The 26,668-nt window shown below is 61.4% G+C and carries 29 protein-coding genes; 24 read left to right on the top strand and 5 right to left on the bottom strand.

Annotation, left to right across the window (positions count from 1 at the left end; translation table 11 throughout):
- Positions 1-116: 116 nt before the first annotated feature.
- Together FGL65_RS17190 and FGL65_RS17185 are read right to left on the bottom strand one after the other, a co-directional pair.
- Positions 117-998, bottom strand: coding sequence for a DUF4198 domain-containing protein (locus FGL65_RS17190; protein WP_250645531.1), 882 nt, complete (start codon positions 996-998; stop codon positions 117-119).
- Positions 973-1,422 carry a Fur family transcriptional regulator gene (locus FGL65_RS17185; protein WP_147822471.1) on the bottom strand — a complete coding sequence of 150 codons (450 nt, stop codon included), beginning with the start codon at positions 1,420-1,422 and terminating at the stop codon, positions 973-975. Before FGL65_RS17185 ends, FGL65_RS17190 begins: the two co-directional genes overlap by 26 nt.
- A 268-nt stretch (positions 1,423-1,690) precedes the next feature.
- On the opposite strand from FGL65_RS17185, the gene FGL65_RS17180 reads away from it, so the two are divergent.
- From FGL65_RS17180 to FGL65_RS17090, 19 genes are all read left to right on the top strand, one after another.
- Positions 1,691-1,915 carry a FeoA family protein gene (locus tag FGL65_RS17180; RefSeq protein WP_147822470.1) on the top strand — a complete coding sequence of 75 codons (225 nt, stop codon included), beginning with the start codon at positions 1,691-1,693 and terminating at the stop codon, positions 1,913-1,915.
- A 109-nt stretch (positions 1,916-2,024) separates the two neighbouring features.
- A complete protein-coding gene (locus FGL65_RS17175; protein ID WP_147822469.1) occupies positions 2,025-2,243 on the top strand; it encodes a FeoA family protein in 219 nt (72 codons plus the stop codon).
- Positions 2,244-4,754, top strand: coding sequence for a ferrous iron transport protein B (gene feoB, locus FGL65_RS17170; protein WP_147822468.1), 2,511 nt, complete (start codon positions 2,244-2,246; stop codon positions 4,752-4,754).
- Positions 4,755-5,072, top strand: a complete 318-nt coding sequence (locus FGL65_RS17165) for a hypothetical protein (RefSeq protein ID WP_147822467.1) — start codon at positions 4,755-4,757, stop codon at positions 5,070-5,072.
- 103 nt (positions 5,073-5,175) lie between these two features.
- Positions 5,176-6,003 (top strand): DUF4198 domain-containing protein, encoded by an 828-nt coding sequence (locus tag FGL65_RS17160; protein ID WP_147822466.1) that lies wholly within the window; start codon positions 5,176-5,178, stop codon positions 6,001-6,003.
- A 109-nt stretch (positions 6,004-6,112) separates the two neighbouring features.
- Positions 6,113-6,769, top strand: a complete 657-nt coding sequence (locus tag FGL65_RS17155; protein WP_147822465.1) for an HD-GYP domain-containing protein — start codon at positions 6,113-6,115, stop codon at positions 6,767-6,769.
- Positions 6,766-7,440 carry a DUF6162 family protein gene (locus FGL65_RS17150; RefSeq protein WP_147822464.1) on the top strand — a complete coding sequence of 225 codons (675 nt, stop codon included), beginning with the start codon at positions 6,766-6,768 and terminating at the stop codon, positions 7,438-7,440. The genes FGL65_RS17155 and FGL65_RS17150 overlap by 4 nt, the downstream gene beginning before the upstream one ends.
- The gene (locus tag FGL65_RS17145; protein ID WP_147822463.1) at positions 7,437-8,354 is read left to right on the top strand and encodes a metal ABC transporter solute-binding protein, Zn/Mn family; all 918 of its coding nucleotides are present in this window, start codon (positions 7,437-7,439) and stop codon (positions 8,352-8,354) included. Before FGL65_RS17150 ends, FGL65_RS17145 begins: the two co-directional genes overlap by 4 nt.
- Positions 8,351-9,073, top strand: a complete 723-nt coding sequence (locus tag FGL65_RS17140; RefSeq protein ID WP_147822462.1) for a metal ABC transporter ATP-binding protein — start codon at positions 8,351-8,353, stop codon at positions 9,071-9,073. Before FGL65_RS17145 ends, FGL65_RS17140 begins: the two co-directional genes overlap by 4 nt.
- 3 nt (positions 9,074-9,076) lie before the next feature.
- On the top strand, positions 9,077-9,982 hold the full coding sequence (locus FGL65_RS17135) for a metal ABC transporter permease (RefSeq protein ID WP_147822461.1): 906 nt from the start codon (positions 9,077-9,079) through the stop codon (positions 9,980-9,982).
- A gap of 128 nt (positions 9,983-10,110) precedes the next feature.
- Positions 10,111-10,920 (top strand): metal ABC transporter solute-binding protein, Zn/Mn family, encoded by an 810-nt coding sequence (locus tag FGL65_RS17130; RefSeq protein ID WP_187170437.1) that lies wholly within the window; start codon positions 10,111-10,113, stop codon positions 10,918-10,920.
- Between the two features lie 8 nt (positions 10,921-10,928).
- Positions 10,929-11,072 carry a FeoB-associated Cys-rich membrane protein gene (locus FGL65_RS18325; RefSeq protein WP_187170436.1) on the top strand — a complete coding sequence of 48 codons (144 nt, stop codon included), beginning with the start codon at positions 10,929-10,931 and terminating at the stop codon, positions 11,070-11,072.
- Between the two features lie 293 nt (positions 11,073-11,365).
- On the top strand, positions 11,366-11,950 hold the full coding sequence (locus tag FGL65_RS17120; RefSeq protein WP_147822458.1) for a TetR/AcrR family transcriptional regulator: 585 nt from the start codon (positions 11,366-11,368) through the stop codon (positions 11,948-11,950).
- A gap of 13 nt (positions 11,951-11,963) precedes the next feature.
- A complete protein-coding gene (locus FGL65_RS17115; RefSeq protein WP_147822457.1) occupies positions 11,964-14,087 on the top strand; it encodes a SulP family inorganic anion transporter in 2,124 nt (707 codons plus the stop codon).
- 23 nt (positions 14,088-14,110) lie between these two features.
- Positions 14,111-15,328, top strand: a complete 1,218-nt coding sequence (locus FGL65_RS17110; RefSeq protein WP_147822456.1) for a response regulator — start codon at positions 14,111-14,113, stop codon at positions 15,326-15,328.
- A 21-nt stretch (positions 15,329-15,349) separates the two neighbouring features.
- Positions 15,350-17,089 (top strand): sensor histidine kinase, encoded by a 1,740-nt coding sequence (locus FGL65_RS17105; RefSeq protein WP_147822455.1) that lies wholly within the window; start codon positions 15,350-15,352, stop codon positions 17,087-17,089.
- A complete protein-coding gene (locus FGL65_RS17100) occupies positions 17,086-17,445 on the top strand; it encodes a response regulator (RefSeq protein WP_147822454.1) in 360 nt (119 codons plus the stop codon). The genes FGL65_RS17105 and FGL65_RS17100 overlap by 4 nt, the downstream gene beginning before the upstream one ends.
- Before the next feature lie 4 nt (positions 17,446-17,449).
- On the top strand, positions 17,450-18,085 hold the full coding sequence (locus tag FGL65_RS17095; RefSeq protein ID WP_147822453.1) for a sensor histidine kinase: 636 nt from the start codon (positions 17,450-17,452) through the stop codon (positions 18,083-18,085).
- Between the two features lie 55 nt (positions 18,086-18,140).
- Positions 18,141-18,569 (top strand): response regulator, encoded by a 429-nt coding sequence (locus FGL65_RS17090; protein ID WP_147822452.1) that lies wholly within the window; start codon positions 18,141-18,143, stop codon positions 18,567-18,569.
- Between the two features lie 115 nt (positions 18,570-18,684).
- Here FGL65_RS17090 and FGL65_RS17085 read toward each other — a convergent pair whose 3' ends face one another.
- Positions 18,685-19,206, bottom strand: coding sequence for an amphi-Trp domain-containing protein (locus tag FGL65_RS17085; protein WP_147822451.1), 522 nt, complete (start codon positions 19,204-19,206; stop codon positions 18,685-18,687).
- A gap of 292 nt (positions 19,207-19,498) precedes the next feature.
- Here FGL65_RS17085 and FGL65_RS17080 point away from each other — a divergent pair, with 292 nt between their 5' ends.
- Positions 19,499-20,602 carry a BMP family lipoprotein gene (locus tag FGL65_RS17080; protein ID WP_147822450.1) on the top strand — a complete coding sequence of 368 codons (1,104 nt, stop codon included), beginning with the start codon at positions 19,499-19,501 and terminating at the stop codon, positions 20,600-20,602.
- Between the two features lie 79 nt (positions 20,603-20,681).
- Here the strand turns inward: FGL65_RS17080 and FGL65_RS17075 are convergent, their stop codons facing one another.
- The gene (locus tag FGL65_RS17075) at positions 20,682-22,220 is read right to left on the bottom strand and encodes a methyl-accepting chemotaxis protein (RefSeq protein ID WP_187170435.1); all 1,539 of its coding nucleotides are present in this window, start codon (positions 22,218-22,220) and stop codon (positions 20,682-20,684) included.
- A gap of 230 nt (positions 22,221-22,450) precedes the next feature.
- Here FGL65_RS17075 and FGL65_RS17070 point away from each other — a divergent pair, with 230 nt between their 5' ends.
- The 4 genes from FGL65_RS17070 (at position 22,451) to FGL65_RS17055 (ending at position 25,895) form a co-directional block, all read left to right on the top strand.
- Positions 22,451-23,206, top strand: a complete 756-nt coding sequence (locus FGL65_RS17070; protein WP_147822449.1) for a substrate-binding periplasmic protein — start codon at positions 22,451-22,453, stop codon at positions 23,204-23,206.
- Positions 23,207-23,396: 190 nt separating this feature from the next.
- The gene (locus FGL65_RS17065) at positions 23,397-24,188 is read left to right on the top strand and encodes a substrate-binding periplasmic protein (RefSeq protein ID WP_147822448.1); all 792 of its coding nucleotides are present in this window, start codon (positions 23,397-23,399) and stop codon (positions 24,186-24,188) included.
- Positions 24,189-24,286: 98 nt separating this feature from the next.
- The gene (locus tag FGL65_RS17060) at positions 24,287-25,084 is read left to right on the top strand and encodes a substrate-binding periplasmic protein (protein ID WP_147822447.1); all 798 of its coding nucleotides are present in this window, start codon (positions 24,287-24,289) and stop codon (positions 25,082-25,084) included.
- Positions 25,085-25,154: 70 nt separating this feature from the next.
- Complete coding sequence (locus FGL65_RS17055) at positions 25,155-25,895, top strand: substrate-binding periplasmic protein (RefSeq protein WP_147822446.1); 741 nt, start codon at positions 25,155-25,157, stop codon at positions 25,893-25,895.
- A gap of 83 nt (positions 25,896-25,978) precedes the next feature.
- Here the strand turns inward: FGL65_RS17055 and FGL65_RS17050 are convergent, their stop codons facing one another.
- Positions 25,979-26,665: a type 2 periplasmic-binding domain-containing protein gene (locus tag FGL65_RS17050; protein WP_147822445.1), complete on the bottom strand. Its 687-nt coding sequence runs from the start codon at positions 26,663-26,665 to the stop codon at positions 25,979-25,981.
- Positions 26,666-26,668: the final 3 nt, after the last annotated feature.

Below are 26,668 nucleotides of genomic sequence, written 5' to 3'. Positions count from 1 at the left end.
CCCTTTTTTTACTCCTGGTATCCGTACCCTTCCTGGGGCCTTTATTGAAGGAAGAAGTTCTGGATGGATGGCTCGAGGGGCCCCCTTTTTCTGTGGTTCCCCTCGAAGATCAGGTCTTAATGCGAATCCACCTTGGGCTTGCGGCGTTCGTTGGGAACCTCGAAGACCATGGTGGTGGTCAGCTTCTGGGTCAGGTATTCGCTCTTCTTGTTTTCGGGCGCGTCGGTCTTGATGGCGAAACGCACGAACCAGCGTCCCGTGGTCGCCAGCTTGAAGCGCACCACGCCGTCCTTGACCGGCGTTTTCTGGATGAACATGTCCTCGGCCTGGGTGGAGTAGCCCATGTAGGAGGCGTCCCATTCGCCGGGGCCCGTGTAGGGGCGGCCATAGCGCTGGATCGTGAACTCCACGGTGTCGCCCTGTTTCCAGGTGGACGGATCCCTGGCGGGAACCAGCTCTAGGGGCAGGCCCAGGGCGGCGGGGAACTGTTCGGAGGGCGCGTCGCAGGTCACGTAGGTCTTGGTCCACTGCCTGCTGAAGACGCTCATGTCGATGGCCGAGGCCTTGTCTGCGACTGCGGAAAGCGGCTTGATGGAATGGCGATCGCGGCCCTTGGCGTCCTTCCATTTGGTGAAGTACCCGGGGGTGGTTTCGGCCATGAGCGCGAAGGTGCCGGGCATGTCGTATTCCACCAGATAGGAATGCAGGGATTTTTCCTTGCGCAGCTTGATTTCCACGATGCTGCCGTCGGGCTTGCGCACCTGCACGTTCTTGAGCTTTTCGCTGCGGATGGCGTCGTCCACCGGGAGGTGGTGGCCGTAGCAGAAGAACAGGGGCGAGGCCTTGCCGTTGGATACATGGGGGCGCGCCGCCTGGATGTACAGGGAATGGGCGTCGGCCTGGTGGGCAAAGCCCATGCAGAGCAGCAGGGCGAGCAGGAGCAGGGCTCCCTTGTTGGTGGTGCTGAGGGGGTCAAGACAGTCTCCTTTCGGTTTCATGTTTGGTCAGGCATTCGTGGCACAGGCCGTGTATGGTCACTCGACATTGGAACATGCGGAACCCCTCCTGCCGCGCCGCCTCGGCGTGCATGCATTCCAGGTAGGGGTTGGCGAGGGGGATCTTCTTGCCGCAGTTGTCGCAGATCAGGTAGCTGGTCTGCCCCTCGGCGGGCTCGTAGCGCGTGGTGCCGTCGCCGTAATGCGCGCAGCGCGCCAGCCCGGATTGCAGCAGGTGCTTGACGGTGCGGTAGACCGTGGAAAGGCTGATGCCGTCGTCCAGTTCTGCGACTTCCTTGAACAGTTCGTCCGCCGTGACGCGGCTCCCCATGCTGATGAAGACATCCAGGATGAGCTTGCGCTGGCTGGTGAGTTTCAGCCGGTTGGCCTTCAGGTAGTCCTGGAAGGTTCTGGTGGTTTCGTTCATGTGCATTTTCTGTGGGTTGTTTTTTTCGGTTCGTTGAGATTCTTTTTCATCAATATTGAGAATGGGAATGACGGTTTTTGCCGCTGTCGCTGCGGATATTGAAAGTCGTTCTCATGTATGTCGCTGTTTTTGCCGTCACTTCCGCCGTAGTTGCAAATCATTTGCAGCAAGAGATTTTCTTTGACACTGCATGATCTCCCGCCTATTTATGATAGCGAAATTCATTATCAACATGTGGTTCGAATGACAAGTCCTGGAGGGGAGAAACATGAACAGCACAAGAACGCTGAATACCGTTGCCGTTGGCGAAACCGCCTTTATCGTTGCCGTGGACGCCGGGTACAAGGCCAGGGTCAGACTCGAATCCATGGGGCTGATCCCCGGCACTGCCGTTGATGTCCTCAACAACGGCGGCGGTCCCATGATCGTCTCCGTGGGGGAAGGACGCATCATGGTGGAGCGCGGCATCGCCGGCAAGGTGCTGGTGGCCTAGCCCCGGCTTTCGCCCATAATCATCCAAGAATACCACACGAAATATTTATTGCGGCCCGGCGGACATGCCGGGCCGGCATCGACCATTCGACAAGGAAAAGGAAACGCAAATGACCCTTGATGAAATGACCCCCGGCGCCACCTGCGTCATGAAGGATCTCGCCGTGGGCGGGGAGCTGGGGCAGCGGCTCATGGACCTGGGTTTTTATCCGGGCGTGGAGATCAGCATCGTGCGCAACGCGCCGCTGGTGGATCCCGTGGAACTGGAGCTGGACGGCTACCACGTCAGCATCCGGCACGAGGAAGCCCGCCACGTGGAGGTCGAGTAGATGGGACGCACGAATCTCCTGGTGGCCATGGCCGGGCAGCCCAACTGCGGCAAGTCCACGGTGTTCAACATGCTTACCGGCGCGCGCCAGCATGTGGCCAACTACCCCGGCGTCACCGTGGAAAAGAAGACCGGCCAGTTTCGGATGGGCGACACCCGCGTGGAGCTGGTGGACCTTCCCGGCACCTACAGCCTGACCTCCTATTCCATGGAGGAGCGGGTGGCGCGCGATTTCATCCTGCACGACAAGCCGGGCGTGATAGTTGACGTGGTGGACGCTTCCAATCTGAAGCGCAACCTGTACCTCACCCTGCAGCTGCTGGAAATGGAAGTGCCCACCATCGTCGACCTGAACATGATGGACGTGGCCGAACGCCGCGGCATCCGGGTCGACTACAAGGGCATGGCCGAGCACCTGGGCGTACCCGTGGTGCCCACCACCGGCAAGAAGGGCGTGGGCGGCGACGCCATCAAGCGGGCTGTTTCCGAGACTGCGGATGGTTCCGGAAGCCGTACTTTTGTCGTGGACTATGGCGCGCTGGAGCCGTTCATCGAAAGGCTCGGGGAAAGCGTCGCCGAGGACCACCGCATGGCCTCCGCCTATCCGGCCCGCTGGTTGGCGCTGAAGCTGCTGGAAAACGACAGCGAGGCCCGCGAGTTGGTCAAGAAGTACCATGCCGACGCCTCCGCCGTGTTCACGGCCGTGGACGGGCTTCGGGACGAATTTCAGCGGGAGGCGGATCTCCCGGCCGAGCGGCACATCGCCTTTGCCCGGCACCGCGCCTGCGCCGAGATCGCCAAGCAGTTCGTCAAGGCTCCCTCGGAAAAGCGCAAGACCCTGTCCGACCTGGCCGACAGGTACGTCTGCAACCGCTTTTTTGGGCCCCTCATCCTCATCGCCATCCTGCTGGTGCTCTACGAGGTGTCCATTGTTTTCGGCGGCTGGGTGGCCGTGAAGGTCTGGCCCGTGTGGGGCGGCATCGAATCCTTTACGGCGGGCATCCTGCCGCCGCCCGATTTTCTGGGCGAGCCGCTGCTGCGCTCCCTGGGCGTCTGGGTGGTCAAGAGCACCACGGCCATTCTGAACTACCTGCCCATCTTCTTCCTGCTCTTCGCTCTCATCGCGGTGCTGGAGGACAGCGGATACATGCCGCGCATGGCCTTTATCCTGGACCGCCTGTTCCGGCGGTTCGGGCTGCACGGCCAGTCCACGCTGCCGCTCATCCTGGGCGGGGTCTATGTGGGCGGCTGCGCCATCCCCGGCGTCATGGCCACCAAGGCCATTCCCGACGAGCGGGCGCGCCTGGCCACCATCCTGGTGGTGCCCATGATGAACTGCCTGGCCAAGGTGCCCCTGTACCTCATCCTCATCGGCGCCTATTTCGCGGACCAGGCCGGGCTGGCCCTGTTCTTCATCGCCACGGTGACCCTGTTCATGGCCCTGCCCGTGGCCAAGGCCCTGTCGCTCACCGTTTTGAGCAAGCGCGAGAGCGCGCCGTTTATCATGGAGATGCCTCCGTACCACCTGCCCACCGTCGACGGCGTGCTGCGCCGCGCCATCGAGCGCATCTGGCTCTTCGTCAAGAAGATCGTCACCGTGGTGGTTGCCGTGGCCGTGGTCATCTTCGTGCTCATCAACTTCCCTGGCGTGGGCAAGGAACGCATGGCCTTCTACGAGGCCAAGCGCGACGCGGCCGTGAGCAAGTTCATGAAGGTTGTGGACAAGACTTCCTACAAGGGAACCCTTGCCGCCTCCGACGTCACGGCCCTGATCCTCTTCGAGGAGGACCTCAAGGACGCCAAGCGGGGCGTGACCGACAAGGAAGAGTCCGCGAAAATCAACCAGCGGTTCGAAACGGCCAACCCCGTGTTCTATTCCGTGGTCAAACGCAAGGGCGCGGACGGCAAGAAGCTGAACAAGGCGCTCAAGAACGTGGTCAAAACGCGCAAGAAGCTGCGCCGCGAAATCCGCGCCGAGCGGTTCGAGTCCAGCTTCCTGGGCGTGCTCGGCCACGCGCTGGAGCCGGTGACCCAATACGCCGGGTTCAACTGGCGCATCAACATCGCGTTGCTCTCGGCCTTTGCGGCCAAGGAAAACAGCGCGGCCACCCTGGGCTCCATCTACGGGCTGGACGGTTCCGACCAGTCCGTCCAGGAGAGCATGAAGTCGGGCGAAGCCGGATTCACGGCCCTGCACGCCCTGGCCCTGATGCTGTTCATGGCCCTGTACCCGCCCTGCATCCCCACGTCCATCATGGTGCGCATGCAGTCCAACTCCACCAAGTGGATGCTGTTCTCCATCGTGTACCAGACGACCCTGGGGCTCGGGATCGCCACCCTGGTGTTCACGGGCGGCACCCTGCTGGGGCTGACCGGGTTCCAGGCCATGTGGGCCTTCTACGGCCTGTGCGTGGCGGCCACCATTGTCATGGCCATGATCCCGTACCGGGAGGCCAAGAAGGAAACATGTCAATCAACCAACACGAATTGTCTTGAAGGAGGAACGAATTAAATGAAGAAACTGATGACCCTGACGCTGACCCTGGCCCTGCTGTGCCTTGCCGCAACGGCATTTGCCCACAGCCCCCTGTGCGATTGCTTCGACAACGGCGACGGCACCGTGTCCTGCGAAGGCGGGTTCTCGGACGGCTCCTCGGCCTCGGGCGTGAAGATGTACGTCAAGGACGGCGCGGGCAAGGTCCTGCAGGAAGGGCAGATGAACGCGGACAGCGAGTTCAGCTTCAGCAAGCCTCAGGGCGCCTACATGGTTCTCTTCGACGCCGGTGAAGGCCACAAGGTGGAGATCAACGGCGCCGACATCGTGGAATAAATCTGTGCAGACCTCTGTCGAAGAGGGGCCGGGCGGGCCGGCCCCTTTTTACCATGTGGCAGATGAAATCAATAATCAACCTCAGTCTCAGGAGAATTGAACAATGAAAAAAGCTATCCTTGCCGCCTTTGCCCTGCTGGCGGTCCTGGCCATGTCCATTCCGGCATCCGCGCACTTCATGATGGTCTATACCCCGGAAATCGCCATGGAAAAGGGCGGCGACATGGACTTCCGCATGGTTTTCACCCATCCGGCCGAAGCGGGCCACACCATGGACATGGGCGGCGTGAAGGAATTTTACGCCATGTACCAGCGTGGTGACGCCAAGGCCAAGAAGATCGACCTCATGAAGTATGTGAAGGAGATCGAGTGGAAGAACCCCGAATCCAAGAACAAGGCCTTTTCCGCGCTGCTGCCCAAGAAGGAAGTTCGCTCCATGGGCGACTACACCTTCGTGTTCGTGCCGGGCTACTACTTTGAAGAGGAAGAAGGCGTCTACATGCAGCAGGTCACCAAGCTCATCGCCAACGTGGGCGGCATCCCGGGCAACTGGGCCGAACCCGTGGGACTCCCCTGCGAGATCGTTCCCCTGATCAAACCCTACGGCATGTGGACCGGCAACGTGTTCAAGGCCCAGGTGCTTTCCCAGGGCAAGCCCGTGGCCGGCGCCGAGGTGGAAGTGGAATACATGAGCCACATGCCGGACATGAAGTCCAACTCCATGCCCGCCGCATCCTCCGTGGACTACCCGCAGGATTCCTTTGTGACCCAGACCATCTTCACCGACGCAAACGGCTACATCACCTTTGGCGTTCCCAAGGCGGGCTGGTGGGGCTTTGCCGCTCTGGGCGTCGGTCCGGACAAGGAATACAAGGGCAAGGAACTGTCCCAGGACGCCGTGATCTGGGTCAAGGCCGTGGACATGAAATAGCTCGCATCAGTGTTATCGACACCATAGCACTCTCCGTCAGCGGCGGGCCTTCGGGCCCGCCGCCCGAGGGGAAAGCAGAGAGGGGAAACCGTTGCTGGCCGATACCCAAATGAAGCTTGAGGAAATGTGCGGATTTCAGGTTGTCGATGCCGTCCGCCTCACTATCCACGTTTTCGCCGAATCCCTCGGCAACGCCATCGACGCCAAGGATCACTGCACGCGCTCCCATTCCGAGGAGGTGGCCGTGGTCTCCCAGGCCATAGGCCAGCAGGTGGGGCTCAGCGCCAGCCAGGCGGATATCCTGCATATCGCGGGGCACCTGCACGACATCGGCAAGATCGGCATATCCGACGCAATCCTGAAAAAGAGCGGCCCGCTCACGGACGCCGAGTACAAAGTCATCAAGACGCACCCTCAGATGGGGGCGGAGATCATCGGGCCCCTGACCACGCTCATGGGCAACGACGGCATCGCCAAGATGGTGCTGCATCACCACGAGCGCTACGACGGGACCGGCTATCCCCACGGTCTGCGGGGCACCAGGATCCCCCTGGGCGCGCGCATCATCGCCGTGGCCGACAGCCTTTCGGCCATGCTCCAGACCAGGCCGTACAGGCCGGCAATGGATTTCGGCAAGGCGGCCGACGAGGTGGCCCGTTGCGCCGGGACCCAGTTCGACCCGCGCATTGTGGAGGCCTTCCTGGATATCCAGGACACCATCAAGGGCTATATCGATTCCATGCGGGATCTGAAGGTGGCCGTATGATCCAGGGGCGGCGGCTCGAAGACATCCATCCCATCCGGGAGGAGCTGGTTCGCCCGGCGGGCGGCGGCAACGAGACCCTGTGGCTGGCGGTCGCCGCCGTGGTGGTCGTTGTCGCCTGCGCCCTGGGGATGGGGCTTCGTGACCGGGGCGCGCGCACGGCCGAGCTGTTGCCGTGGCAGATGAACGCCTTCACCGCCCTCAACCCCGAGGAGCTGGGCACCTTCAACGCCCTGTATACCGCCGCCGTGGAGATCGACGCCGTGCATGAGGACGGCGACGGCGGATGGATGGATATTTCCGAAATGGAGGACCTGTTCATGCCTCCCTTTGCCCGGGACGCCGCATGGCGGCGGCAGGGCAGGATGGTCTGGACGCGCCGGGTTCCGGAGTCCCCGGACCTGGATCTGGCCCTGTACCTGGGCGTTCCGCAGCAGCGCGAGCGTTCGGGATCCTTTTTGCTGGTCATGCGGCACGATCATTCCGCGGGACGGGGTCATGGCGCTGCCGAGCCCGGACACGGCCGGTTCGAAGTCTGGTATCAGGCCTCGCACAGGGGCGGCTTTCCCGCCGTGATCAAGGACCAGGCCCTGATCGCCGCGGGGTGGAAAGAGGTAGTGGCGTTCAAGGGCGGGGACGAGATCGAACGGGTCAAGGGAGAAGTTGTTTCATGATCAGGAAATTCGTGTTCGCCCTGGTGCTGGCCTGCCTGCTGGCCGGGGGCGCCCGGGCCCAGGACAGGCTGCGCATCGGGGTCACCCTGCATCCCTATTACAGCTACACGGCCAACATCGTGGGCGACGCCGCCGAGGTCGTGCCGCTCATCGGCGAGGGATTCAACCCCCACAACTACCGGCCGCAGCCTGCGGACATCAAGCGCTGCATGGACCTGGACGTCCTGGTGGTCAACGGCGTGGGCCACGACGAGTTCGCCTTCGAAATCCTGGAGGCCTCGGGCATGAAGGGGAAGCTTCCCGTGATTCAGGCCAACAGGGATGTTTCGCTCATCCCGGTGGCGGGCACCCTGGACGGCCGCAAGACGGTCAATCCGCACACCTTTGTTTCCGTGACCGCCTCCATCCGCCAGATATTCACCATCTCCTCCCGGCTGCAGGAGATCGACCCGGAGCATGCCGGGCTGTACCGCAAAAACACCCGCGACTACGTGCGCAGGCTGCGGCGCATGAAGGCCGAATACATGCGCCGGGTGGCGGACCTGCCCGAGTTGGACTTCCGCTGCGCCACCATCCACGGCGGCTACGACTACCTGCTACAGGAATTCGGCCTCCAGGTCACGGCGGTCATCGAGCCGGGGCATGGGCTCAAGCCTTCGGCCAGCCAGTTGGCCGAGACCATCAAGGAGATCCGCAGGCTGGGCGTGGACGTGATCTTCACGGAAATGGATTTTCCGGACAAGTACGTGGAGACCATCCACGCCGAAACCGGGGTGCGCATCCGGCATCTTTCCCATCTCACGGGCGGTACGTATGCGCCGGACGATTTCGAGAAGGGCATCCGCGCCAATCTGGAGGCCCTGACTTCGGCCCTGCTGGAGGCCCACTCATTGAAACAGGGGGATCCGTCATGACCGTCAGCGAGTTCCTGGCCGTGGGGCCGTCCGTGCATTTCGAAAACGTGAGCCTCAGGCTTGGGGGCAATTCCGTTCTGGACCGCGTTTCCTTCTCTGTCCAGCCGGGCACCATCCATTGCCTGGTGGGCCCCAACGGCGGGGGAAAGACCTCGCTGATCCGGTCTCTGCTCGGACAGATGCCCCACGAGGGCTCCATCCGCATCGGCTGGGGGACCAATCAGGTCACGGGCTACGTGCCCCAGACCCTGGATTTCGGCCGCAGCCTGCCCATGACCGTGCACGATTTCATGGCCATGATCTGCCAGGACAGGCCTGCCTTTGCAGGGCTGCGCCGGGACAAGCGCTCCCTGGTGCGCAGGGCCCTGGAGCAGGTGAACATGCAGGGCAAGGAGGAGCGTCCCTTTGGCGCGCTCTCCGGCGGGGAGCGCCAGCGCGTGCTTCTGGCCCAGGCCCTGATCCCGCATCCGGCCCTGCTGGTGCTGGACGAGCCAGCCGCCGGGCTGGACCAGGAGGGTGCGGTTGTCATGCACGGCCTGCTGCAGCGGCTTCGGGAGCAGGGGACCACCATCGTCATGGTCCATCACGACCTGGCCGAGGTGAAGGGCATGGCCGACAGCGTCACCTGCCTCAACCGGCAATTGCTGTTTTCCGGGCCGCCGGAAACCGAACTCACCCCGGAAAAGATTCTGGACATCTTCACAGCCAAGGCGGCCTGATTCATGGAAGCGATCTACAATGCCATCCGGCTGCCCCTCATGGGCATGGGCAAGGCCGGAATCCTACCGGAGTTTTTCCAGTACGCCTTTGTGGTCAACGCGCTTCTGTGCTCGCTGCTCATCGGCCCGGTGCTGGGCGGGGTGGGAACCATGGTGGTCACCAAGCGGCTGGCCTTCTTTTCCCAGGCCGTGGGCCAGGCCGCACTCACGGGCGTGGCCCTGGGCATCCTGCTGGGCGAGCCGGTCACCGCGCCCTATGCCTCCCTGTTTGGGTTCTGCATCCTGTTCGGCCTGCTCATGAACTACACGCGCAACCGCACGCGCATGTCCCAGGACACGGTCATCGGCGTGTTCCTGTCCATTTCCCTGGCCTTGGGGGCCTGCGTGCTGCTCTATGTCACGGGCCGCGTGAACATGCACGTGCTGGACAACATCCTGTTCGGGTCGGTGCTGACGGTGAACGACACGGACATGAACGTGCTCCTGGCCATCTGCGCCCTGTGCCTGCTCGTGGGCACGCCGCTGTTCAACCGCATGCTCCTGGCCAGCTTCAATCCCAGCCTGGCCCATGTTCGCGGGGTCAACGCCAGGCTGTACGACTACATTTTCATCCTCATGATCACGGTCATCACCGTGGCTTCGCTCAAGATCGTCGGGGCGGTGCTGGTGGAGGCCCTGTTCATCATCCCGGCGGCGGCCGCGCGCAACGTCAGCCGGTCCATGCGCGGATTCTTCTGCTACAGCGTGCTCATTGCCACGGCCAGTTGCGTGCTGGGCGTGATCCTGCCCATGCAGTTCGAGATTCCGGTGCCGTCCGGCGGGGCCATTATCCTCGTGGCTACCGGTTTTTTCGCCTTGACCGCCCTTGTCCGCTCCCTGTCCGGTTCCTTTCGCGAGGCGTCCATATGAGAAATTACCTGATTCTTTTCCTGCTGGTCTGTCTTTTCCCGGCCTGCTCCTCCAGGCAAGTCCCCCTTGAGCAAGCGCGATTGCACAGTAGCCTCCGATCGGCCATGCTTGCCTCCCAGGATGCGACCATGGCTCTCGGTTGCATCCTGGCTCGGGGGACCGGGGTGGAGGTGCTTCGGGCGGTTCCCGAGGGATACGCCATGCGCGGACATGCCGCCTATTTCAAGAAGCACTGGGAGGAGTTCCGGGCGCTGGCCGCCCGCGCCGACGCGGTGCTGACCATCACCGCGTCCTGGCCCGAGGATCCCCTGTATCCCTGGGCCCGGCGTGCGGACATACGCATTGTCCAGGTGGACGCGACCCGTCCCCTGGACGGCTCCCGTGCCGGCGTTCCGCTCATGGAAGCCCCCGGGACCGGGGCGGTTTCCCCCTATGTCTGGAATAGCCCGGGAACCTTCGCGCGCATGGCGGATATCGTTGCCGCGGACATGGCCAGGCTCTATCCGGGGGAAGCCCGCAAGATCGAGGCTAACCTCAGGGAACTCAAGCAGTCCCTGTTCCGGCTGCGCAGCGCGTTTGAAACCCGTTTCGGCATGCTGGAGCGGTTCGAGGCGGTCGCCCTCACCGGGCAATTCGTTTCCCTCACGGACGAATTCGGCCTTGAGGTGGTGGAATATCTGACCGCTCCGGAGTATCGTTGGACTAAGCGGGACCATGCCCGGTTGCGGAGCGCGCTTCGGGAGAGCGGGGCAAAGGCGGTCATCTGCGCCTGGGAGCCCCGGCCGGAGATCGCGGCCACTGTCCGGGAGTGCGGCGCCGCCGTGGTGGTGCTGCAACCGTTTGCCCTGGACGGCCCATGGACCGTGGGGGCAGTGACGGCCCATTTCGACGCGAACCTGAACAGGCTGCTGGCCGCCTTGTCCGGCCCGGCCGAATAGGAGGATATATGGACAACGTATTGGTTTTCATTATTGTGGCTGCGGCCGTGGTCTATGTCGGCCTGCGGCTCTGGCGGAACCTTTCCGGGAAGAAGCCGACCAGCTGCGGCTGCGCCGGTTGCTCCTGCAAGAACAAGGACTGCGAGGAGTAGGAAACGCTCTCGTCAGGGGGGGGTGCAACCCCTGTGGTCAAAAAGCGCGGTAAAGACGGCTTGTGTTCGTCTTTGTCGCGTTTTTTTGCGGAGCAGGGCACAGAAGTGATTTTTTTCTGATTTTTGTCGACGCACCCTTCGGCAGTCGTCCGTTTTTTCCATGAAAACAGCGTCTTGATTTTCAAAACTGAGTAGGCGCTCAGTTTTGGCGTTTTCTTTGACTTGTGCGGGCTCACACCCTATTCTTCGAAAAACTGAGTGGGCGCTCAGTTTTGAAGAGGTGATGGAGAGGCATGAAGAAAAAGGACGCGATTCTCAAGGTGGCCACGGTACTGTTCGCGAACAAGGGGTTCGCGGATACCTCCGTACATGAGCTTGCCGAGCTTACAGGCGCTGCCGAGGGAACCATTTTCTACCACTACAAGAGCAAGGAGCGTCTGCTCCTGGCCATTCTGGACAAGACCCGGGAAAGCATTGTCGGCCAGTTCGACGAATACCTTTCCGGGCGCGGGTTCGAGTCCGGAATGGAGATGGTGGAAGAACTGATCTCCTTTTATCTGTACATGGCCGGGCTCATGGAGGACCAATTCCTCCTGCTGCACCGCCACTTCCTGTACAAGTTCTCGGAAACCAATCCCGAGTTCCGGTCCAATCTCGAAGAGATATACAATTGTATAACCCGGTACTTCGAGCGGGCCATTGCCACCGGCCAGGAAGACGGTTCCATCACGACGGACGTGGAGGCCAGGAAATCGGCCCTTGTCCTGTTCACGATGGTAGATGGTCTTGTGCGCTTCAAAAACTACAATCTGTATGACGCCGGCGCCCTGCTCAAGGAATTGATGCGGTCCTGCCGGAGGATGTTGCAGGCTCATTAGAGGAATTGGTTGGATGCTAACGAGAATTTTCCCCTTCATAGGCTGGTTCAAAGGCTACAATATGGCGTCGTTTCGCGCGGACGCCATATCCGGCCTGACCGTGGCCCTGGTGCTGATCCCCCAGTCCATGGCCTATGCGCAGCTGGCGGGCATGCCCGCGTACTACGGGCTCTATGCCTCGTTTCTGCCGCCGCTCATCGCGGCCCTGTTCGGTTCCAGCCGCCAGCTGGCAACCGGGCCCGTGGCGGTGGTCTCCCTCATGACCGCAGCCTCGCTCGAGCCGCTGGCCACCGCGGGCGGCGAGGGCTATATCGCCTACGCCATCCTGCTGGCCTTCATGGTGGGGCTGTTCCAGTTCCTGTTGGGGGTGCTGCGTCTCGGCCTGGTGGTCAACTTCCTGTCCCACCCGGTGGTCAACGGCTTCACCAACGCCGCGGCCATCATCATTGCCTCGTCCCAGCTCTCCAAGTTGTTCGGGGTCTACGTGGACAAGGCCGAACACCACTATGAGACCATCATCAACGTGGTCAAGGGGGCCTTCCACTACACCCACTGGCCCACCCTGGCCATGGGGGCGGGGGCCATCGCCATCATGGTGGTGCTCAAACGCATCAATCCGCGCATCCCCAACGTGCTCGTGGCCGTTGCCGTGACCACCGTCGTTTCCTGGGGCACGGGCTTCAACCACGACGCCTCGGTGGCCCTGGACGCCATCCAGGTCCCGGCCGTGCACGAAAAGGTCGTCAAGTTCAACGCCGCCATCGACGGTATCGACGCCCTGGCCGAGGCGCGCACCCAGCTGGGCGTGAAGCTGGACCAGACCAAGACCGCCGGCGACGTCATCGGCACCCTGGACATGGAGCACGACCTCAACGTGGTCAACATCGAGATTTCCCGGCTCAAGCATGAGGCCCATCTCCTGCGCGAGGATCTGCGTTCCGGGCTTTACGACGGCGTGGAGCGGGACGGCTCCCTGCTGCTCTTCCCGCAGGGCGAGGTCCCGGCGGGCATGCAGGCCGACGGCCGCACCTGGCGCATCAAGGTCGGCAACAAGAAGCTGGACCCCGGCAAGCTCAGGGCCATCGGCGGCGGCGCCGTGGTGGGCACCGTGCCTTCCGGCCTCCCGTCCCTGACCGTGCCGACCTTCGACATCAAGGTCATGCTGCACCTGCTGCCGTTCGCGGCCATCATCTCCCTGCTGGGCTTCATGGAGGCCATCTCCATTGCCAAGGCAATGGCCGCCAAGACCGGCCAGCGCCTGGACCCCAACCAGGAACTCATCGGCCAGGGCCTGGCCAACATGCTCGGCGCATGCGGCAAGAGCTACCCTGCCTCGGGCTCCTTCTCCCGTTCGGCGGTGAACCTGCAGGCCGGGGCTGTCTCCGGCATGTCCAGCGTGTTCACCTCGCTCATGGTGGTCATTGCGTTGCTTTTCTTCACCCCGTTGCTGTATCATCTGCCCCAGGCCGTGTTGGCAGCGGTCATCATGATGGCCGTCATCGGGTTGGTGAACGCCTCGGGCTTCATCCACGCCTGGAAGGCCCAGTGGTATGACGGGGCCATTTCCGTCCTGTCCTTCGTGGCCACACTGGCCTTTGCCCCGCACCTGGACAAGGGCATCATGATCGGCGTGGCCCTTTCCCTGCTGGTGTTCCTGTACAAGAGCATGCGCCCTCGCGTGGCCTCGCTCTCCCGCACCGAGGACGAGACCCTGGGCGACGCCGTCGTGTTCGGCCTGCGCGAATGCAAGCACATCGCCGTGGTCCGCTTCGACGGTCCGTTATTCTTCGCCAACGCCAGTTTCCTGGAGGACCAGATCACGGATCGGCTCATGAACAACAGGCAGCTCCGGCACATCATCGTGGTGTCCAACGGCATCAACGACATGGACGCATCCGGCGAGGAAGCCCTGTCCCTGATCGTGGACCGGGTCCGCAGCACCGGCGTGGATATCTCCTTCTCCGGCGTGAACGAGGCGGTCATGGACGTGCTGCAGCGCACCCACCTGCTGGAAAAGATCGGCGAGGATCATATCTATCCGACCATGGAAACGGCCCTGTGCGCCACGCACGAGAGCGCGCACCTGGACGGAGAAGAGGAAACCTGTCCGCTTACCACTGTTTGCCGTCTGACCTAGGACGGGGATAAGGAGTCAATACAATGTCAGTTATTACCGTATTCAATGGACTGTTCAGCGAAGCGGGTATCGTGGTCAAACGGGTGGTGGACGCCACCGGCAGCCGCCTGGTCACGGACCAGGAGATCGTGGCCGACGCCGCCGGGCTCTCAGGCATGGCCGAGGAAAAGATCGCCCGCGCCTTCTCGGCCCGGACCTCGGTGTTCAACGCCTTCAGCCATGAAAAGGAACGGGCCGTGGCCTGGCTGCGGCTGGCCATGGCGCGCAAGCTGCTCGACACCGACAACTTGGTGTTTTCCGGGTTCGCGTCCCAGCTGCCGCCCGCCAATATCGGGCATATCCTCAAGGTCTGTCTCATTTCGGACATGCACAACCGCCTGGCCATTGCCGAGCGCGAGGAGGGCTATGCCGAAAAGCACGCCCAGAAGATCATTCACCACGACGACAAGGACCGAGCCGCCTGGGTCAAGGCCCTGAAGGGTGTAGACGACCCCTGGAACCCGGCCCTCTATGACATGGTCGTTCCCGTCGCCAAGACCGGGGTGGACGAAAGCGCCGCCCTCATCGTGGAACAGGCCGCCAACCAAGCCGTCACGATCACCCCGGCCACACGGAAAGCCGTGGAGGACTTCCTGCTGTCCGCCACAGTGGGTTCCGTGTTGGCCGGGGAAGGTCACAACGTGACCGCCTCGGCCAAGGGCGGGGACGTGACCCTGACCATCAACAAGCACGTGCTCATGCTGGAGCGCCTGGAACACGAGCTCAAGGAGATCGTGGGCCGCGTTGAAGGCGTGAAGAGCGTGACCACCAAGGTGGGCAAGGGATTTCACCAGACCGACATCTACCGCAAGATGGACTTCGACATCCCGTCCAAGGTCTTGCTGGTGGATGACGAGCGCGAATTCGTGCAGACCCTGTCAGAACGCCTGTTGCTGCGTGACATGGGTTCCGCCGTGGTTTACGATGGGGAGTCCGCCCTCAACCTGGTGGAAGAGGACGAACCCGAGGTCATGATTCTGGACCTGAAGATGCCCGGCATCGACGGCATCGAGGTCCTGCGCCGGGTCAAGGCCAGCCGTCCGAACATCGAGGTCATCATCCTCACCGGCCACGGCTCAGAGGCGGACCGCGCGGTGTGCATGGACCTGGGCGCCTTCGCCTACCTGCACAAGCCCGTGGACATCGACGTCCTGAGCGAGACCCTCAAGGCGGCCAACGACAAGATCAAGGCGGGGAAGTAACAACGGGAATCGGGTAACGTTATGTCGTTTTTGAAGCGTTTCAAGCCGGACTTCTGGGAAACCGACCCGGAAGCGGGGCCCTACAAGAGCCTCTTCAACTACCAGCGGACGTGGCGCAAGACCATCGTGCTGCTGGCGGTGGTGGCGCTGGTGCCCCTGATCGTCATGACGCTCATCGACTACAACGTGACCCGGAAATCCCTGGAATCGGAAAACGAGTTGCGGATCGCGCGGGTGACTTCCAACACCCGCCGTTCCGTGACCTATTTCCTGGACGAGCGCAAAAGCGCCCTGGAATTCATTGCCCAGCGCGAATCCCTTCGCAGCCTGCGGTCCCCCAAGCGCCTTTCCGCCATCCTGGCGGGGCTCAAGGAAAGCTTCGGCGGTTTCGTGGATATCGGGCTCATCGACAGCAACGGCAAGCAGGTCGCCTATGTGGGACCCTACGAACTGCAGGGACGCGACTACAGCGACCAGTACTGGTATCTGCGCACCCTGGAGCGGGGCGCCTTCATCAGTGGCGTGTTTCGCGGTTTCCGCGGGGTGCCGCACCTGATCGTGGCCGTGCGCTGCCCGGACCTGGGCAACGGCAAGTGCTTCGTGCTGCGCGCCACCCTGGATACGGCCCAGTTCAATGCCCTGCTGGCCGACATCGACCTGGCCGGCAGCGGCGACGTGTTCATCATCAACCAGCAGGGTATGCTGCAGACGCCCTCGCGCTGGCACGGGGAAGTGCTGGAGCAGGTGGCCCTGCCCGCGCCGGAGTATTCCGAAAAGACCCGGGTCTACAAGGCGCACGAGGCGGACGGGCGGGGAATACTGGCCGGGTACGCCTATATCACGGACACCCCTTTCATTCTCATGACGGTCAAGGTCACGGACGAGATCATGCGTCCCTGGCAGAGCATCCGCATGGAGCTGCTCTGGATGCTCGTGGTCAGCATCCTGGTCATCCTGATCGTCATCGTGGGCGTTGCCACGCGCATGGTCAGCAAGATCTACATTGCGGACCAGAGCCGGGCCAAGACCCTGCACCGGATGGAGCACACCAACCGCATGGCCTCCATAGGCCGTCTGGCCGCCGGTGTGGCCCACGAGATCAACAACCCGTTGGCCATCATCAACGAGAAGGCCGGGCTCATCAAGGACATGTTCACCTACCTGGACAAGTACCAGGCCGACGAACGGCTCATGGGCAACATCGATTCCATCATCAATTCCGTGGATCGCTGCGGCACCATCACCAAGCGCCTGCTGAGCTTTGCGCGGCATATCGACGTGAGCTACCAGCGCATCGTGTTCAAGGATCTGGCGGATGAAGTGCTCGGTTTCTTGCACAAGGAGGCCGAATACCGCAGCATCACCATCGACAAGGTCATTCCCAGCGATCTGCCCGAGTTCGAATCGGACCGGGGCAAGCTGCAGCAGATTTTCCTCAACCTGGTCAACAACGCCTTCCAGGCCATGAACAATGGCGGTCATTTGCGCATCACCGCCAACCGGGGGGCCGAGGATACATTGATTTTCACCGTGGCCGACGACGGCTGCGGCATCCCGGAATCCGATCGCAAGCGCATTTTCGAGCCGTTTTTCTCCACCAAGAAGACCCGGGGCGGCACGGGCCTGGGCCTGTCCATCACCTATGGCCTGGTCCAGGAACTGGGCGGCTCCATGTCCGTCGAGAGCGAGGTGGGCAGGGGAACCTCCTTTACCATCACCCTGCCCCTGAGCCGGAAACCCCAAGAGGCTGAACAGCAATGAAGATATTACTTGTGGACGACGAAAAGGAACTGGTCACGGCCATGGCCGAGCGCCTGGAACTGCGCGGCCTGGAGGCCCATTGGGCCCTGGGCGGCGAACAGGCCCTGATGCGGGTGGCGAAGTGCGACTACGACGTGGCCGTGCTGGACATGAAAATGCCGGGCCTGAGCGGCCTGGAGCTGCGCCGCATCCTGTCCGAGCGGTGCCCGTCCATGAAATTTATCTTTCTGTCCGGCCATGGTTCGGAGGACGATTTCAAGGCGGGTTCGGCAGAGGCCGAATCCTATCTGATCAAGCCCGTGAGCATCGAGGATCTCATGAACAAGATCCGGGAAGCGACCTCGGGCGGGGAGTAAGCACATGCCGTTAGACAACCGCGAAGATCTGCAGTTTTTCGGGCGCATCTGCGCCTCGGTGTCCCACGACATCAAGAATGTCCTTGCCGTGGTCAACGAAGGGGCCGGGCTGCTGTCCGACCTTTCGATCATGGCCGAAAAGGGCATGCCCCTGGAACCGGAAAAGCTGCGCTCCGTGGCCGGCTCCATCCAGAACCAGATCCGGCGCGGGGACGGCATCATCAAGGACCTGAACACCTTTGCCCACAGCGTGGACGAGCCCGTGGGCACGGTGAACCTGGCCGAGGTCATTACTCTGGTGGCCGCGCTCGCCAAACGCCTGGCAGCCGCCAAGTGCGTGACCCTGGAAGCGGGGGAGTGCGCCGACGCCCTGGTCCGCACCGAGGTTTACGGCCTGGAGTATCTGCTGCACGGCATGGTCACCCATTCCCTGGCCCGGGCCGGGGATGGCGGCACCCTGACTTTTTCCTGCCGCCCGGAGGATGGCGGCGCAGTGGTTTCGCTCTGCGGCCCCGGGCTGGATTCGAACGACGAGCTGCCCGGAACCATGACCGCGCTCGCCGCGGAACTGGGCATGGCCTTCAGGGCCGAGCCCGCAAACAGGATCCTGGAACTTGCCGTTCCCGAAAAAACAAGCTAGGCAGCCCGCTGCCTACTCATACAATTCAGGTTGCACCAGGTGCAAGGAGAGAGAAATGGCTGAAAAAGTTCTGCTCATCGATGATGAAGTCGAATTCTTGAAAAATCTGTCCGAACGCATGACCCTGCGGGGCATGAACGTGACCACGGCTTCCTCCGGCGCGGAAGCGGTGAAGAGCCTTGAAGCCGAAGGCTATGACGCCATCGTGCTCGACCTTCAGATGCCGGGCATGGACGGGATCGAGGTCCTGCGGCGCATCCGCGAGGTGAGCTCCACCATGCAGGTCATCCTGCTCACGGGGCACGCCACCCTGGAAAAGGGCGTGGAGGCCATCAAGCTCGGGGCCATGGACTTCATGGAAAAGCCTGCGGACATCGACGTGCTTACCGAAAAGATCAAGAAGGCCCAGGCCAAGAAGATGGTCCTGGTGGAGAGCGAGACCGAAGCCAAGATGAAGGATATCATGGCCAGCAAGGGCTGGTAGAAATCAGAGCTTATATGTTCGGGTTGCTGCGGAGAGGGTTCTTTCCGTCGGCGACGTTTTCCGGAGTTCATCTTGAAAAGACGCGGGGCTTATGCCCCGCGTCTTTTTTGGTCTTTCACGGTTTGGTTCCGGTGGTGGTCGGTTTTGTCATGAGGTCGCAGTGTGGTTTCACGGAGGTCGTTTTCGGCGCGGCCTTTTCCTCGAACACCGGCTCCGGCATACAGTCCCCGGGCTTCACGGGCGGCTTGTGCTCCACCGGGTCCGTGGTGCACGGCTTGGTGATCGACCGTTTCCTGGCAAGGCCCTTGGCGCCTCTGGACCGTGCGGGCGGGGCCGCGAACCGCCGCGCCAGGGGCGTCCGTTCCGTTTTGGCCGGGACAGCGGCCTTTTCCTGAACCGCCAGATCCCTGTGCTCGGTTTGGCTCCAGGACATCGTGAAATTGAACGAATTCCTGTCCGTGTCCATTTGCGCCCCCAGGTTCACCAGCACCTGTTCGCCCGGGACCATGGAAACGAAATCCTCCCCCTCCTGGACCACGACCGTTCCCGCCTTGAGGCTTTTGAGCAGATCTTCCAGATAGGAAATGGCCTCCTCGCGCGAAAGGGAGAGTTTCATGTCGATTTTATTCTTGTGCATGCGAACCTCCGTGGGATGGTTGCCGGTTATGCCGTTCGAGGGGGCCCAAGGCGTTTCGGTCAGGATTTTTGGTGCCCGGGCGCGCCTCGCAGGGATATGGAATGACTATACATGGCCTGCGCGTGTGTAACAAGGACCGGCAGGACGCTGCGGCGAAACCTTTTGGTCCGGGAACCCGCGTGGCGCGGTGAAGTAATAACGCGGGCCGCCTTGCCCCATGGTTTGAATTGTGTGATTCTGTTGGAAAACGGCGGGGAGTGCGGTTCCCGCCGGAAGCGAGAAGGGGGATGCCATGGCCGAAGCGGGTGCCCGGAAACAGGAGGATTTCGTGCGTCGTGTTGCGCTTGCCGTCCTGGCCTGCTGCCTGCTCATTTCCCTGGCCGCGTGTTCGGAACAGCCCCGGGAGGAAGCGGGGACCATTGCCGGCCACAGGACAGGTCGGCTCCTGCAGCCTTCGAAGATGCTTTTCGGCATGTTTCTGGACTACAGCGGCCTTGGGGATCGCGGCTACATGGACATGCAGTACAAGGGACTGGTGAGCGGCTGCCAGAAGCACGGGGCCGGGTTTGTGCTCGAACAGCGCCAGGAGTCCTCGCCCGAGGCATCGGAGCGTCTTCTGGAAACCCTGGTGGCCAATGACTGCAAGGCCGTTTTCTGCACCAGCTACTCCATGAAGCAGCCCATGATGGTGGTGGCCGAGAGACACCCCGAGGTGCTGTTCATTCTCATGGACAATACCCTGGACACCTATCTGCCCAACACGGCCTCGGCCACGTTTCGCGTCGGCCAGGCCGCCTATCTGGCGGGCTTTCTGGCGGCCAACATGTCCGAAACCAGGTCGCTCGGCGTAATCGCCGGCACCGACGCGCCGCCCATCCGGGAATTCGTCCAGGGCTTTTCCGCCGGGGTGGAGATGGCCGGGAAGGATGTCTCCCTGCAAACGCGCTATATCGATCACGTCGATCCGGGCTTCAATCCCTGGAACAATCCCGCCGTGGCCGTCCGCATCGCCCGGGAAATGGCCGAGCAGGAACAGGTCGACGTCTTTTTCCCTGTGGCGGGGGCTTCGGGCCTGGGCGTGTTCCAGTACGTCAAGGACATCGGGAAATATGCCATCGGCGTGGATTCCGACCAGGACCATCTGGCGCAGGGGCACATTCTCACCAGCGTCATGAAGCGGCTTGATGTGGCAGTGGAAACCCTTGTGGGCGAGATCGCGCACGGCCGTTTCGAGAACAGGAACTACCTGTACGAACTCGGGAACGGCGGTGTGAGCCTGAGCCCCATGAAGTACACGCGCGGGCGCATCCCCCGGCAGGTGCTCGAGAGGATGGCGGAGCTCGAGGCGGCCATCGTTTCCGGCGCCATCACCGTTCCGAGCGCCATGGCCCGGTGACGGACGCAAGACATTGCCCGAAAATGAAAAGGCCCGAAGGTTGTCCTTCGGGCCTTTGTCGCGGGGGGGGGAGTGGGGGCTAGAAGCGTTCGAAGTCGTCCTCATCCTGTTCCGGAAGGGCCTGCGCGGCCGTTCCCTGCTGCGGGAGCGCCTTGGCCGTCTTGACCTTGGTGCGCTTGGTGGTGAATCGCGGACTGCCGCCGTTGCCGGTCTTGAAGAAGCTCATTGTCTTCTGCATGGCCTGGGCCTGGTCGGCCAGTTCGCTGGAGCTGGTGGAAACCTCTTCGGAACCCGCCGCATTCTGCTGCACCACGCGGTCCAGCTGGCTGATGGCGGCGCTGATCTGGGAAACGCCCTCGGTCTGCTCGTTGGCGGAGACCGAGATCTCCTCGATCAGCTCGGCGGTTTCCTTGATGTCCGGAACGGTCTGCTTGAGCATCTTGCCGGCCTTGTCCGCCACGTCCACGCTGGAGATGGACAGCTCGCTGATCTCCGCCGCGGCCTGTCCGCTTCGTTCCGCCAGCTTGCGCACTTCCGCGGCGACCACCGCAAAGCCCTTGCCGTTCTCACCGGCGCGGGCGGCCTCGATGGCCGCGTTCAGCGCCAGCAGGTTGGTCTGCCGTGCGATTTCCTCCACGATGGCGATCTTTTCGGCGATCTCCTTCATGGCTCCCACGGTCTGTTCCACTGCGCGGCCGCCTTCCTCGGCGTCCTTGGCCGCCTTTTGCGCCAGGGAACGCGTCTTCTGGGCGTTCTCGGCGCTCTGGGCCAGGTTGGACGACATCTGCTCGATGCTTGAGGAAATCTGTTCCACGCTGGCGGCCTGTTCCGTGGCGCCCTGGGCCAGGCTTTCCGAGGTGCTGTAAAGTTCCTCGCTGCCGCCGGCCACGTTTTCGGAAACTTCCTGCACATTCTTGACGATACCGGTCAGCTTGTCGCGCATGGAGCGGAAGGCGTCGGCCAGGTCGCCGACCTCGTCCTTGCTGTTGACCGAGATGGAGGCGGAGAGGTCGCCGTCGCCGAAGCGGGCCGCGAATTCCTTGAGGTCCTGGACCGGACGCACCAGGGTCCGGTTGATGATGACCGAGAGCAGCAGGATGATGACCACGTTCATGCTCACCAGCTGGATGAGGATGCCCCAGATGATGCTCTGGAGCTGGCGGTTGACCTTGGACAGCGAGATGGCCACGGTGACCAGCCCGAGCTTGTCCTTGCCGTCCTTGAGCACTTCCTTGGACTGGAGGATGAGGTCGCCCTGGTTGAGGCGATCCACCTGGGCCACCGTGCCCTCGGCATTCCGGGCCATGGCCATGAACACAGTGGTGTCATCCTTTTCCGCCACCAGTATGCCGTCCACCTCGTCATCGGCTATTTCCGAAAGGATGTTGTTTTTGGCCAGGTCTTGGTCGAAATCCCACAGGGGCGTGACCATGGACTTTGACACGCGCTCCGCTATACGGACGGATTTGGCCTCCACCCCATCCAGAAGGGTGGCCCTTTCGGAATAGTAGTTGTAAATGCCGTATGCTCCCAATACCAGGGTGATGACCACGGCCAGAGCGCCGCTGATTTTTACCTGGATCCCGAGCCGCCTTTCGCTCCCCCGCATATTGCTCATGGAACTTCCTCGCTCTGCAATGGATTTAGGTTCATGGTTTGTCGTGGGAATTTCCCCTGGTTATTTTCTAACCCATTGTCCATCTTAGTGACATTAGAATTTAATCGTCGCCGGGAAGTGCGTACTCACCTAAGCGTTCGGGCAAGAAGTCTTCTGTAACAATAATAATTGTCCGCCGTGGTTTTTTCTATATGGTGGAACAATCACTATACACCCACAAGGAGAATGAAATGAAAAAACTGCTTACCGTTCTTTCCGCCATGGTGCTCTGCCTCGGCATGTTCTCTGCCTCCATGGCCGCGGGCCCGGATGACCTCACCTACATGACCGAGCAGTACCCGCCGTTCAACTATGAGGAAGGCGGCCAGCTCAAGGGGATTGCCGTGGATCTCCTGGACGCCATGCTCAAGAAGATGGGGGCCTCCAAGTCCGCGCAGGATGTCAGCCTGCTGCCGTGGGCCCAGGGGTACAAGCGTGTTCAGGAAGAAGCCAACACCTGCCTGTTCTCCATGACCCTGACCGATGCGCGCAAGCCTCTCTTCAAGTGGGTGGGCCCGGTCATCGCCACCAAGATTTCCGTATTCGCCAAGAAGGGCTCGGGCGTGAGCATCGGTTCCGCCGCGGATCTCGGCAAATACAAGTACGGCGTCATCCGTGACGATATCGGCCAGCAGCTGCTGGAAGATGCCGGCGTCGGCAAGGACAAGATGGACATCACCTCCAAGAACGAGGCCAACATCAAGAAGCTCAACGCCGGACGCATCGACGCCTGGGCCTACGAAGAGTCTTCGGCCAAGTACCAGCTCAAGATGGCCGGCCTGAATCCCGCCGACTATGAAGTCGCCTATGTCCTGCAGGAAGGCACCCTGAACTTTGCCTTCAACAAGAGCGTTTCCGACGACCTCCTTGCACAGTTCCAGGCCGCCCTGGACGCCCTGAAGGCCGACGGCACGGTCCAGTCGATCCAGGACAAGTACCTCAAGTAGGACGCACCCTATTCGGATATTCGGCCCCGGCGGTTCAGATCGCCGGGGCCTTTGACGTTTTCGGGCGGGGAATAATAATTCCTTGGAGCGGTTGTTTTGCGCATCATGAACGCACGATGGCCGGTCCGCCGTTCAGCCGGCCGCCAATGCACGAAGGGGAGGTATTGTTGTCGTGTCCCGAGACTTTGCCATGAAAGGAATCCTGTCGTTTCTATGCGCCCTGCTATTGGCGGGCGCTGTCTGCTGCGGATCGGCCCAGGCCGGGGAAGAGGTTGTCGTGGTCTATGGGGACGACGCCTACCCGCCCTACAGCTACCGGATCGACGGCCGCATGCGCGGCATCTACGCGGATATCCTTCTGGAGGCCGGGAACCGGATGGAGGGCTTTCTGATCGAGATTCGCCTGCTTCCCTGGAAAAAACTGCTGGAAGCCGCGGCCAACGGAGAGGTCTTTGCCGTGTTTCCTCCCTATTATCGTCCGGAGGAGCGGCCGTACCTGGATGAATATTCCGTGCCCATCCTGGAGGAGGAAACCGCTGTATTCTGCAACAAGGATGTGCTCAAGGCCTCCAGGCCCCGGTGGCCGGAGGATTACTTCGGCCTGCGCATCGGCCAGAATCTCTCCTTCGAGACCGGCGGGGACAGGTTCAATCAGGCCGTTGCGGACGGCGACATCACCGTGGAGGCCCTGCACGGCACCGAGGATAACGTGCGCAAGCTCCTCGCGGGCGAGGTCGACTGCTACATCAACGACCGCAATGCCGTGTACTGGACCATCAAGCAGCAGAACCAGGGGGACTATCCCTACCGGTACGGCATCCTCCAGGGGGCGGTCATCCACCGGGAGCAGGGCTACCTTGCATATTCCCACGATTTTGGCGCTTCCTACCGTGCGCGATTCATGACCGAATTCGACCGGGCCATCGCATCCATGCGGGCCGACGGGCTCATCGAGAAGATCGTGCGCAGCTACATTCATTGATCCGGACAATTGCAAGAAAATAATGGCTCCGGCCTTTTCCTCTGCTAGTGTTTGAATAGCCGTCATCATTAGCGGACAGCGTTGAGAAGGGGAGAGGCATGAAGAGAACAATCCTGTTTACGGCAGTGGCGCTGCTTGTGTTGTCTTTCCCGGCCTTCGGCCAGGACACCATTTCGTTCGCCACCGTGGACTGGCAGCCCTATGCCGGGGAATACCTGCCCGAATACGGGGTGGGGTCGGCCATCATTGCCGAAGCCTGCCGCAGGGTGGGGCTCAAGGCCAGCTTCCATTTCATGCCCTGGAAACGGGCCATGGATGATGTGGCCCGGGGCAAGTACGACGCCTTGTACAGCGCCTATTACAGCGAGGAACGGGCCAGGACCTATGCGCTATCCCGGCCATATATTCACGGTCAGCTCGTGCTTTGCGCCCGAAAGGGCAACAGGCTGAAATGGGATGGCACCATCCGTTCCCTGGCTCCCTATCGTCTGGGCGTTGTCCTGGGATATGTGAATACCCCGGAATTCGACGGCGCCGATTATCTCCAGAAGGACGTGGCTCCGAGCGACCTGCTCAATCTCAGCAAACTTCTGAATGATCGTCTGGACGCCGTTGTCATCGACAAATTCCAGGCCATCTATCTGCTCAAGAACAGCTGTACCCTACCGGGGTCGGTCAATGATGTGGATTTCCTTTTCCCCCCGCTGGATGAGAAGGATATCTACGTCATGTTTTCCAAGGAACTGCCAGGTTGGGAGAATCGACTGGAACGTTTTAACAAGGGCCTGGAGATGATAGAGGCGGACTGTGTAAAGGATAAAATAATGATGAAGTTTGGTTTTATAGAACCTGAAAATCCAAAAGAGCAGGGTATGGTCAAGAAGTCCTGCGACTAGGCTCGGCCATATGTGCGTTTTGTAACGTCGGTCTGGTTGCAGGCCGCCACAACTCTGGTCAGGAGGCACCATGAAAAGGTTGTTACTGGTATTGGCGTTGGTTGTGTGTTTCGCGGTTCCCGCACAGGCGGAAAGCATCACGTTCGTGACGAATGAGTGGCCGCCGTATGCCTCGGAAAGCCTGGAAGGGCTGGGCTTCACCTCGGCCATTGTCAAGGCCGCCTGCGAGCGGGCCGGGTATCAGGCCGAATTCAAGCTCATGCCCTGGAACCGCGTGCTCAATGTGGTCAAGAAGGGCGAGTATGACGCTGTCTACAATGGATACTTCAACGAGGAACGCAACAAGATCTACAGCTATTCCGACCCCTATGCGAGCGGCCAGATCGTTCTGGTGACGAAGAAGGGAAGCGGCGTCACCTTTGACGGCAATCTCCAGGGATTGTCCAAGTATACCATCGGCGTGGTCAAGGGCTACGCCAATACCGCCGAGTTCGACGCCGCCGACTACCTGAAGCGGGAGGACGGTCCCAACGAGCTGACCAACCTCAAGAAGCTTATGGGCGGTCGGGTGGATGCCGTGGTTCTCGACAAGTACGTGGCCCTGGCAACCATCCAAAGCGATCCGGACCTGAAGGCAAAGGCCGGTGAGTTCGAGATTCTGGAACCGGCCCTGGGCGAGAACAAGATCTATGCCTTCTTCTCCAAGAGCCGCCCCGGTGCGGACGCCAAGCTGGCGGCCTTCAACAAGGGCTTGGCCGCCATCAAGGCGGACGGAACCATCGACAAGATCATGAAGCAGTACGGTTTCTAGGGATAAAGAGGTATTGGCTCCCAAGAAGGGCTGCGGCAGTCATGCCGCAGCCCTTCCGTTTTCTCTCTCGCAAATTGCGATTGCTACTGGCCGAGGAGCTTTTTGAGCAGTTCCATTCGCTTCTTGTTGTCGGCTCCGTTTCTGAATGCGACGACAAGGGCCTTTTTTTCGAGCACCTTGAGGGTTTCGATGTTGTCGATGCCTTCCTTGCTCGCAAGATAGAGCATGACCGCCGGGTCGGTGATGGCCGCCCTGAAACGCTTACCGGAAAGCTTCTTCAACAGGGCGACCTCGTTGGAGGCCTTGTCCACGTTTGCTGGATTCTTGGCTGCTGCTGCGGTGATGTTCTGCGGATAGGTATAGGTTCCCACCAGGCCGACCATTTCGCCGAACAGGGCGTCGACACCGCTCCATTGCAGGCCGGAGCCCTTATAGGTGAGCACGCCGATTTCGGACCAGTCCACGGGTTCGGATGCCGTGAACCCCTCGGTGACTTCCTCGGGCCAGGCCGGGAAGTAGCCCACATAGTCGGCTGTGGAGGCCAGCTTCTGGGCGCGGGCCCATGGGTAGAATTCGACCTTCAGCTCAATGCCCTCCTTTTGCAGGAGGTCCCTGAGCTTTTGAATGGAGTTGCCTTGCGAAGCCATGTCGCTGCCGGAGTACGGCTGCCAGTCGAGCGAGGTGATTTTCCAGACCTCCTGGGCCGATGCGCCGGGCGCAAGGAATGAAACAAGCAACAACATGCTGATGGTTAATACGAGTTTTTTCATTGC

It is taken from the genome of Salidesulfovibrio onnuriiensis, from assembly GCF_008001235.1.
Classification (GTDB): Bacteria; Desulfobacterota; Desulfovibrionia; order Desulfovibrionales; family Desulfovibrionaceae; genus Pseudodesulfovibrio; species Pseudodesulfovibrio onnuriiensis.
This window is presented reverse-complemented; position numbering and strand designations above follow the sequence as displayed.

Coding starts and splice junctions, on each gene's coding strand:
- FGL65_RS17190 (WP_250645531.1), bottom strand. CDS start 998: ATGAAACCGAAAGGAGACTGTCTTGACCCCCTCAGCACCACCAACAAG.
- FGL65_RS17185 (WP_147822471.1), bottom strand. CDS start 1,422: ATGAACGAAACCACCAGAACCTTCCAGGACTACCTGAAGGCCAACCGG.
- FGL65_RS17180 (WP_147822470.1), top strand. CDS start 1,691: ATGAACAGCACAAGAACGCTGAATACCGTTGCCGTTGGCGAAACCGCC.
- FGL65_RS17175 (WP_147822469.1), top strand. CDS start 2,025: ATGACCCTTGATGAAATGACCCCCGGCGCCACCTGCGTCATGAAGGAT.
- feoB (WP_147822468.1), top strand. CDS start 2,244: ATGGGACGCACGAATCTCCTGGTGGCCATGGCCGGGCAGCCCAACTGC.
- FGL65_RS17165 (WP_147822467.1), top strand. CDS start 4,755: ATGAAGAAACTGATGACCCTGACGCTGACCCTGGCCCTGCTGTGCCTT.
- FGL65_RS17160 (WP_147822466.1), top strand. CDS start 5,176: ATGAAAAAAGCTATCCTTGCCGCCTTTGCCCTGCTGGCGGTCCTGGCC.
- FGL65_RS17155 (WP_147822465.1), top strand. CDS start 6,113: ATGAAGCTTGAGGAAATGTGCGGATTTCAGGTTGTCGATGCCGTCCGC.
- FGL65_RS17150 (WP_147822464.1), top strand. CDS start 6,766: ATGATCCAGGGGCGGCGGCTCGAAGACATCCATCCCATCCGGGAGGAG.
- FGL65_RS17145 (WP_147822463.1), top strand. CDS start 7,437: ATGATCAGGAAATTCGTGTTCGCCCTGGTGCTGGCCTGCCTGCTGGCC.
- FGL65_RS17140 (WP_147822462.1), top strand. CDS start 8,351: ATGACCGTCAGCGAGTTCCTGGCCGTGGGGCCGTCCGTGCATTTCGAA.
- FGL65_RS17135 (WP_147822461.1), top strand. CDS start 9,077: ATGGAAGCGATCTACAATGCCATCCGGCTGCCCCTCATGGGCATGGGC.
- FGL65_RS17130 (WP_187170437.1), top strand. CDS start 10,111: ATGGCTCTCGGTTGCATCCTGGCTCGGGGGACCGGGGTGGAGGTGCTT.
- FGL65_RS18325 (WP_187170436.1), top strand. CDS start 10,929: ATGGACAACGTATTGGTTTTCATTATTGTGGCTGCGGCCGTGGTCTAT.
- FGL65_RS17120 (WP_147822458.1), top strand. CDS start 11,366: ATGAAGAAAAAGGACGCGATTCTCAAGGTGGCCACGGTACTGTTCGCG.
- FGL65_RS17115 (WP_147822457.1), top strand. CDS start 11,964: ATGCTAACGAGAATTTTCCCCTTCATAGGCTGGTTCAAAGGCTACAAT.
- FGL65_RS17110 (WP_147822456.1), top strand. CDS start 14,111: ATGTCAGTTATTACCGTATTCAATGGACTGTTCAGCGAAGCGGGTATC.
- FGL65_RS17105 (WP_147822455.1), top strand. CDS start 15,350: ATGTCGTTTTTGAAGCGTTTCAAGCCGGACTTCTGGGAAACCGACCCG.
- FGL65_RS17100 (WP_147822454.1), top strand. CDS start 17,086: ATGAAGATATTACTTGTGGACGACGAAAAGGAACTGGTCACGGCCATG.
- FGL65_RS17095 (WP_147822453.1), top strand. CDS start 17,450: ATGCCGTTAGACAACCGCGAAGATCTGCAGTTTTTCGGGCGCATCTGC.
- FGL65_RS17090 (WP_147822452.1), top strand. CDS start 18,141: ATGGCTGAAAAAGTTCTGCTCATCGATGATGAAGTCGAATTCTTGAAA.
- FGL65_RS17085 (WP_147822451.1), bottom strand. CDS start 19,206: ATGCACAAGAATAAAATCGACATGAAACTCTCCCTTTCGCGCGAGGAG.
- FGL65_RS17080 (WP_147822450.1), top strand. CDS start 19,499: ATGGCCGAAGCGGGTGCCCGGAAACAGGAGGATTTCGTGCGTCGTGTT.
- FGL65_RS17075 (WP_187170435.1), bottom strand. CDS start 22,220: ATGAGCAATATGCGGGGGAGCGAAAGGCGGCTCGGGATCCAGGTAAAA.
- FGL65_RS17070 (WP_147822449.1), top strand. CDS start 22,451: ATGAAAAAACTGCTTACCGTTCTTTCCGCCATGGTGCTCTGCCTCGGC.
- FGL65_RS17065 (WP_147822448.1), top strand. CDS start 23,397: ATGAAAGGAATCCTGTCGTTTCTATGCGCCCTGCTATTGGCGGGCGCT.
- FGL65_RS17060 (WP_147822447.1), top strand. CDS start 24,287: ATGAAGAGAACAATCCTGTTTACGGCAGTGGCGCTGCTTGTGTTGTCT.
- FGL65_RS17055 (WP_147822446.1), top strand. CDS start 25,155: ATGAAAAGGTTGTTACTGGTATTGGCGTTGGTTGTGTGTTTCGCGGTT.
- FGL65_RS17050 (WP_147822445.1), bottom strand. CDS start 26,665: ATGAAAAAACTCGTATTAACCATCAGCATGTTGTTGCTTGTTTCATTC.